At 38.1% G+C, this 778-nt stretch carries 1 protein-coding gene; it reads left to right on the forward strand.

Annotation, left to right across the window (positions count from 1 at the left end; all coding sequences use genetic code 11):
• Positions 1-96: 96 nt before the first annotated feature.
• Positions 97-778: IS6 family transposase (locus AC1DIT_RS28245; RefSeq protein ID WP_476998615.1), on the forward strand; the 682-nt coding region annotated here is incomplete at its 3' end.

Here is a 778-nt window from a genome sequence, read left to right on the forward strand (position 1 = left end):
GGTTGGTTCTGGTGCAAAAACTTCAGGGAAATTGCAAATAATCTCTAAATCTTGGACATACTGATACTATTACTCTAAAAAAGGTGTGTGATCGGTATGAAAAAGGAAAATTCGTTCAAATGGAAGCACTATCAACCTGATATTATCTTATTAACRGTAAGATGGTACCTACGGTACAACCTAAGTTTTCGTGATTTGGTGGAAATGATGGAGGAACGAGGTTTGTCTATTGCTCACACCACCATTATGCGTTGGGTGCATCAATATGGACCTGAATTAGATGAAAGAGTAMGACGTCATCTTAAGACAACAAATGATTCCTGGAGAGTCGATGAAACGTATGTGAAAGTAAAAGGTCAATGGATGTATTTATATCGCGCAGTCGATTCAGAAGGAAATACCATTGATTTTTATCTCAGTGAATCAAGAGATAAACAAGCAGCCAAGCGCTTTTTCAAGAAAGCCTTGGCTGCTTCTCATATTTGTAAACCTCGCGTTATAACAGTAGACAAGAACCCAGCCTATCCTGTAGCAATTCAAGAATTAAAAGAAGAGAAACGTATGCCTGAWGGCATACAAATAAGGCAAGTTAAATATCTCAATAATATAGTGGAACAGGATCACCGTTTCATTAAGAAACGTGTGCGTTCTATGTTAGGATTCAAGTCATATGAAACAGCCACTTCTATATTGAGTGGCGTTGAAACCATGCATATGATGAAAAAAGGACAACTTCACCCACAGGTGAAGTCTGCCCAAAATGAAGTTAGGTTCATAC

Source organism: Bacillus sp. 05T22, assembly GCF_056396765.1.